Here is a 6,655-nt window from a genome sequence, read left to right as displayed (position 1 = left end):
AAGGGCAATACAGGCTAGCTGCCAAATTTGCGCGAACCGATAACGCACAGAATCACGCCCAGCGTCACGGCCAGCATCAATGGGCTGACGGTTTCATGCAAAAGCGCCGCCGCCAGGCCAAGCCCGAAGAACGGCTGTAATAGCTGGAGCTGGCCGACGGCGGCGATACCGCCAGCGGCGAGCCCTTTGTACCAGAAAATAAAGCCGATAAGCATGCTAAAGAGCGACACATAGCCGAGCGCGATCCAGGCGGAAGGCGATATAGCGCCCCATGACGCTGGCCGGGTTATCCACGAGGCCACCAGCATAAAAGGCAGCGCCATAATCAGCGCCCAGCTAATCACCTGCCATCCGCCGCCGCCGGTGGCCAGCTATGCGCCGGAAAGCACGGTTTATATCACCGGTTTTTCGAAAAACGTCGCCACCGGACTGCGCGTGGGGACGGTTGTCTGCCCGTCCCGCTATCGGCCGGAGATTGAGCGCGCTATACGGGCCACCACGTGGAACACCCCTTCGCTGGTGAGTTCGCTGATCTGCGCCTGGATTGAAGACGGCACGGTGGCGCGTTTTGAAGCGCAGAAACGCCAGGATGCGCGGCGGCGGCAGGGGGTTGCCCGTGAGGTTCTCGGCGCGCTTCCCTTCGTCAGCCATCCGGATTCGTATTTTGTCTGGCTGCCTCTGGGCGAGGAGAGTCGGGCCGATCGGCTGGCGAAAACGCTGATGGAGCGCCATATTTCCGTGTCGACCGCCGAGCCTTTTTGCGTTACAGCGAACGTTCCGCAGGCGATCCGCATCGCCCTCGGCTCCGTTCCCTTCGATAGCCTGCGCGCGGCGCTAGTCCAGGTTCGCGAAGCCGTGGAGTATGAGCAATATCGCTAGCGTTTCGGCGGCGAGCGATAGGGTGACTTATTAGTAACGTTTTATGGGGTAAATAGCGGGTTAATAGTCTTAAAATAAATGTTTGTTTTTTATTATTATGATTTATAGGGTTAATTTTAAATTTGATGACAATATAAAATTGTTACGGTAGTGTACAAAACACATCAAGTACGGTTGTGCTGTTGACGCTGAGCGAGCGCACGTCCTGAAGATACGACGTTGTTAATCATTTCAGGGGCGGAGCCGCGCCCTGTTCTGTACAGGATCCTTTTTCAATGCAGCAGCTCTACCTTTATATACTGATTGCCAGCCTGACCATTGCCAGCCCCGGGCCAGGAGTGCTTCTGACGCTGACCAACACCCTGAATTATAATCTGCGTAATGCAATGGCGGGGATTATCGGCGTGGCGGTGGGGATGGGCGTCATATCGATTATTGCTGCCAGCAGCGTTGGCGTGATGATTACCACTTCTCAGCTGACGCTGTTGATAGTCAAGGGGGTTGGGGCGGCCTATCTGATCTATCTGGGCGTAAAGCTCTTTCGCTCGGTGCCCCGCGCGCTGAATCAACCTCTCTCTTCTGCCGATTTAACGATGCCTTCCGCCAGCCAGCGGTTTCGTCAGGGAGTACTGGTGTCGTTGTTTAATCCCAAACCCATTGTGTTTTTTATGGCGCTGTTTCCCCAGTTTATTCATCCGCAGCAGCCCTTTATTCCGCAGTTCAGCGTGCTGTCGATAACCTTCTGTATTCTGGTGGTTGTCATTCATTCACTCTACGGCCTTTTCGCACACAGCGTAAAAACGAAAATGTCGTCCGGGAATGCCTTTGTTAAGCTGAATAAAACCGGTGGCATCGTGTTTGTGTGTTTTGCCGTCGGTCTTATTGTTTCCGCCGTTCATCCTTATTTGTCGCTATCATCGTGAGGCCGCCGCGTTAAGGCTGGGGGCCCTGCGTTCAGCCCATCTGCGCCAGCTGGCCGCGCAGTACCTCCACGCCCTGTTCGATGGCGTCAGGGTGAATGGCGTGGAACCCCATCCGGAAGAAATTAGCCGGCGGCGCGTCGCTGAGAAAATGCCGCGCGCCGGGCTCAATCAGCACCCCGGCGTGGGCGGCGCGCCAGGTCAGCTGCTGGGTGTTGATTTGCTCCGGCGTGGCCAGCCAGAACGCGTTGGCGTGTTCGCTGCCGGGGATGATGCGGCACTCCGGCAGATGCTGCTGTAGCGCGTTGTTGAGACGGTCCCAGCGCTGGGCAGAGTCGTAATGGTAGCGCCGCAGGTGGGTTTCATAGTGGCCCTGGGCGAGGAAATGGGCCATCTGATACTGAATATTGGTCGGCGGATGACGATACACCAGCCGCCGCAGCGCCCGGGCTTCGTCAATCAGATCCGGGTCAGCGACCATAAAGCCCAGCCGCAGGCCCGGCGATAGCGCTTTTGACAGGCTGCTCACGTAGATCACTCTTCCGCAGCGATCGCTGGCCTTCAGCGCCGGCAGCGGGTTGAGCATAAAGTTACTTTCAGAGTCGTAATCGTCCTCAATAATCACCGCATCATGGCGAGCGGCATGCTCCAGCAGCTGGTCGCGCCGCGCTTTGCTCATCGCCACCCCGGTTGGCACCTGGTGTCCGGGGGTGACGTAGTAGTAATCGCAGGGGGCGTCGTTGAGGACGATCCCCTGTTCATCCACCGGATGCGGCACGATATCGGTATCGGCAAGCAGAAAGGTGTTAATAGCCTCGCGAAAGCAGGGATTCTCCACGCCAACGCGCGTGCTGGATGACATCAGCAGGCGCGTCAGCAGGTACAGCGCGTTTTGCGAACCGAGGGTAATCAGAATCTCGTCCGGCGAGGCGACAATGCCGCGTTTGGGCAGCACCCGGGTGCGGATCTGCTCAATCAGCATCGGCACGTCGCGATCGATGTGATCCACCACCCACTCCGGGTCGCGCACCCCGCCGTGCAGCCAGTTTGCCGCCGAGCGCCAGGTCGCCAGCGGGAACTGGCGGGTATCCGGCTGGCCGTAGATAAACGGATAGCGGTAGTTCATCCAGCCGGCCGGCTTCAGAATCGACTCCTGCTGGCTGGGGGTGATTTGCAGCCGCGTGCCCCAGCGTGGTGCAGAACCCTCGTCCTGCGGTGCAGCTTCCGGCGCCGAAGAGGGGCTGGCGTGCTGGTAATCCGGATGCAGGTAATAACCGCTGCGCGGGCGACTCACGAGGTATCCCTCGTTAACCAGCCCTTCAAAAACCAGCGCCGTGGTGTTGCGCGAGACCCGCAGCTGGCTGGCCAGCTGGCGGCAGGAGGGGAGCGGCGTGTCGGCGGAAAAAATGCCGCCCAGAATGGCGTTAATCAGCGTCTCGCGCACCTGCTCCTGCAAACCGCGGCGCGGGTCGAAATCAACGTGTAACAGGTGTCGGATCATGCCAGGCTCCTTACTCAAACGCACAGTACAGACACTGGAGCAAATTCCATACCACCCTGAGAATGACTGACACATCCGCGCGGTGAATCTGGCTCTATCCGGAAATTTAAAACGCTCCCTACAGTAAAAACGTATTCATCAGTCGCGGACCGGAACTTCCGTCGGCACATATTTTGCAAAACCTTTTCATGTTCTGGAGTGAACACGTCTGGCGAATTAATTAGGGGTGAATTAATGAAAAAATCATTAGGTTCAATTTGTCTGGGCGCCATCATGGCGATGGCCTTTTCTTATCACGCAGCCGCCGCGGATCTTCCGGAAATAGAAAAATCCGGCACCCTGAAAGTCGCAACCGAAGATGATTACGCGCCTTTTAACTTTATGAATAACGGCCAGGCGGATGGCTTCAACAAAGATATGCTCGATGAATTACGCAAATACGCGAAATTCAACGTCGACCAGAGCATTTTGCCGTGGACCGGATTACTGGCGGCGGTTTCTACCGGGCAATACGATATGGCCTTAACCGGCGCGGTAATTACCGACGACCGTCTCAAGGTCTTTGATTTCACGCCGCCGTGGGCGTCAGCGCAGCACTATTTTGTCAAACGCGCGGGCGATAATTCATTGAACACCATTGCCGAACTGAGCGGGAAAAAGGTGGGCGTACAGGCGGGCAGCGCGCTGCTGGCAAGGCTGCCGGAACTGAAAGCGATGCTGGAGAAAACCGGCGGTAAGCTGGGGCCGGTGGTGGAGTATCCCTCCTACCCGGAAGCCTACGCCGATCTTGCCAACAAACGCCTGGACTACGTGATTAACGTGGTTATCTCGGTCAACGACCTGGCGAAGGCCAAGCCGAAGGTGTTCGCCAAAGGTCTGGCGGTATCCGGCCCGGGCTATATGGCCTGGCCGATCCCGAAAAACTCGCCGCAGCTGCTGGCCTATATGACCAAGTTTATGAACCACATGAAGGAGACCGGCAAGCTCGCGGAACTCCAGAAAAAGTGGTTTGGCGAAACCTATGACGATCTTCCGAACGTGCCAATCACCAGCCCGGAACAGTTCCATAAATTGGCCGGTCTGTAATGCGTTCTGCGGCGGGTAACCGCCGCCCGTTGAGTGAAGGAGGGCTTCATGGATGCAATTTCCTGGCAGTTACTGATTGAAGGCGCATGGACGACCCTCTGGATTTCGGCCATCGCCATTGCCTTTGGGGTGGTGATTGGCCTGCTGATTGCGCTGGTGCGCATGCTGCGCATTCCGGTTATCGATCAGCTGCTGGTGGTCTATATCAGCCTCGCCCGCGCGACGCCGCTGGTCACGCTGGTGCTGTTCCTGTTTCTTTCTCTGCCGACCGTCGGGATTAACCTCGACAAAAACGTCGCAGCGATAGTGGCGCTGACGCTCAATACCTCGGCCTTTAACGCCGAAATCTGGCGCAACGCCTTTCGCACTTTTCCCCGCGAACAGCGGGAAGCGGCGGAGTCGGTCGGGATGCGCCGCTGGGCCTACTTCCGCTACATCATGCTGCCGCAGATGTGGATTGAAAGCCTGCCCGCGCTGGTTAACGAGATGTCGTTCCTGATTAAGGGCAGTCCGGCCATTGCGGTGATTGGCGTGGTGGATTTGACGCGCGTCACCAACCGGATTTCTTCGGTCACCTATGAACCGCTTTCGCCAATCCTGGCGGCGGGTCTGCTGTACGTGGTGATTATTGGCCTGCTGCTGAAACTGCAGGGAATGGCCGAGCGTAAAGCGAAGCGTCTGGCACGATAAATACGGGAGGTGCTATGAATCAGTGGGCCGTTATCTGGTCGGTGCGCGACAGCTTTATTGCCGGTTTACTCGCCACCCTTGAGCTTTTTATTACCGCGGCAATTGCTGGATTAATTATCGGCGTTGTCCTGTGCTATTTAAGCGAATATCAAAAGAAAACCCTTAACCGGCTTATTATTGCCTTTGTCAGCTTAATGCGGGCGATTCCCTTTTTGATCCTCGCCTATTTGCTCTATTACGGGCTGCCGCAAGTGGGGATTAGTATGGAGCCCTGGACCGCCGGCTTAATTGCCTTAATTATCTACCACGGCGCCTATTTCTTTGAGATTTTGCGCAGCCAGCGGCGGGTATTTTCCGGTGGCTATATCGAGGCGGCGGTCGCGCAGGGGTTTTCGCGCTACAAAATATTCCGCCGCATTATTCTGCCCAATATTCTCTCTTCCGCGCTCCCGCTGATGGGGAACCAGCTGATTATCTGCCTGAAAGATACCGCTTTCCTCAGCATTATCACCGTCCAGGAGATAACCGCTGCGGCTAACAGCGTGCAGGCCACCTATTTTATCCCGTTTAACTCTTTTATCGTCGCGATTGGGCTCTACTGGGCGATCAGCATCCTGCTGGAGCTGCTGATTAAACGCCTGAGCGCCTGGGGAGTCAGAAGAGGAATGAGTCATGTCTGATACTACTGCTGTAAGCGTCAAAAACGTCTCTAAACAGTTTGATAACGTGGAAGTTCTGCGTGATATCAACCTGACGGTAGAAAAGGGGACCGTGGTGAGCATTCTCGGCTCGTCGGGGTCGGGTAAATCGACGCTGCTGCGCTGCATGAACTGGCTGGAACAGCCGGATCGCGGCGAGATCCGCATCAGCGGCCAGCGGCTGGGGATTGATGAGCATAATGGCCGCGCGATGTCCCATCGCCAGCTGTCGAAAATCCGCGAGCGGGTTGGCATGGTGTTTCAGAGCTTTAACCTGTGGCCGCACCTGACGGTGCAGCAGAACGTCAGCGAAGCGCTGCTGCACGTGAAGGGGATGAAGCGTGATGAAGCGAAAGCTATCGCCATGCAGCAGCTGGAGAAAGTGGGGATGGCGCATAAAGCCGACGTTTACCCGATTACGCTCTCCGGTGGACAGAAGCAGCGGGTGGCGATTGCCCGTTCGCTGGCGATGTCGCCGGAGGTGATTCTGTTTGATGAGCCGACGTCCGCGCTGGACCCCGAGCTGGTCAATGAGGTGCTGGGTGTGATGAAGGCGCTGGCCGCCGAGGGCTACACGATGGTGGTGGTGACCCACGAGATGGACTTTGCGCGCCAGGTCTCGGATGAGGTGGTGTTTCTTGAGAAGGGGTTGTTGATTGAGAAAGCGCCGCCGGAGAAGTTTTTCACCAACCCGGATTCTGAGCGCGTCAGGCAGTTTTTGCAGAGCAGCCGGTAAGCATCAGCGGCCGTTCTCCCCGGTCGCGCTGCGCTTACCGGGGCTACGGGGTTCCAGCCGTCAGCGGGGAGTAGCCCGGACAGGCGCGATAAGCGCCGCCTCCGGGACGGTGTTCGTGCAGCTACGATATGCCTCTGAAACAACG

At 57.0% G+C, this 6,655-nt stretch carries 6 protein-coding genes and 2 pseudogenes; 6 read left to right on the top strand and 2 right to left on the bottom strand.

The window, feature by feature from the left end; all coding sequences use genetic code 11:
* Positions 1-14 precede the first annotated feature (14 nt).
* A pseudogene (locus ABLU88_RS16200) lies at positions 15-356 on the bottom strand (DMT family transporter); the annotation flags it as partial.
* On the opposite strand from ABLU88_RS16200, the pseudogene ABLU88_RS16195 reads away from it, so the two are divergent.
* Positions 307-879: pseudogene (locus tag ABLU88_RS16195) on the top strand (aminotransferase class I/II-fold pyridoxal phosphate-dependent enzyme); the annotation flags it as partial. The pseudogenes ABLU88_RS16200 and ABLU88_RS16195 sit on opposite strands and share 50 nt — an antisense overlap.
* A gap of 275 nt (positions 880-1,154) precedes the next feature.
* Positions 1,155-1,802, top strand: a complete 648-nt coding sequence (locus tag ABLU88_RS16190; RefSeq protein ID WP_348837114.1) for a LysE family translocator — start codon at positions 1,155-1,157, stop codon at positions 1,800-1,802.
* Positions 1,803-1,833: 31 nt separating this feature from the next.
* Here the strand turns inward: ABLU88_RS16190 and ABLU88_RS16185 are convergent, their stop codons facing one another.
* Positions 1,834-3,300: a PLP-dependent aminotransferase family protein gene (locus tag ABLU88_RS16185; RefSeq protein WP_014228326.1), complete on the bottom strand. Its 1,467-nt coding sequence runs from the start codon at positions 3,298-3,300 to the stop codon at positions 1,834-1,836.
* A gap of 234 nt (positions 3,301-3,534) precedes the next feature.
* On the opposite strand from ABLU88_RS16185, the gene ABLU88_RS16180 reads away from it, so the two are divergent.
* Genes ABLU88_RS16180 through ABLU88_RS16165 form a run of 4 tightly spaced genes read left to right on the top strand, consistent with a single transcriptional unit; the run spans position 3,535 to position 6,510 of the window.
* Complete coding sequence (locus ABLU88_RS16180; RefSeq protein ID WP_004848610.1) at positions 3,535-4,386, top strand: transporter substrate-binding domain-containing protein; 852 nt, start codon at positions 3,535-3,537, stop codon at positions 4,384-4,386.
* A 48-nt stretch (positions 4,387-4,434) separates the two neighbouring features.
* Complete coding sequence (locus tag ABLU88_RS16175; protein WP_004100025.1) at positions 4,435-5,076, top strand: amino acid ABC transporter permease; 642 nt, start codon at positions 4,435-4,437, stop codon at positions 5,074-5,076.
* Between the two features lie 14 nt (positions 5,077-5,090).
* Positions 5,091-5,756, top strand: coding sequence for an amino acid ABC transporter permease (locus ABLU88_RS16170; protein ID WP_348837109.1), 666 nt, complete (start codon positions 5,091-5,093; stop codon positions 5,754-5,756).
* A complete protein-coding gene (locus ABLU88_RS16165; RefSeq protein WP_014228328.1) occupies positions 5,749-6,510 on the top strand; it encodes an amino acid ABC transporter ATP-binding protein in 762 nt (253 codons plus the stop codon). The genes ABLU88_RS16170 and ABLU88_RS16165 overlap by 8 nt, the downstream gene beginning before the upstream one ends.
* Positions 6,511-6,655 lie beyond the last annotated feature (145 nt).

Source organism: Klebsiella sp. GW_Kp182 (assembly GCF_040062275.1).
GTDB lineage: Bacteria > Pseudomonadota > Gammaproteobacteria > Enterobacterales > Enterobacteriaceae > Klebsiella > Klebsiella michiganensis.
The sequence above is the reverse complement of the archived record's forward strand: the minus strand, read 5'-3'. Positions and strand labels throughout refer to the sequence as shown.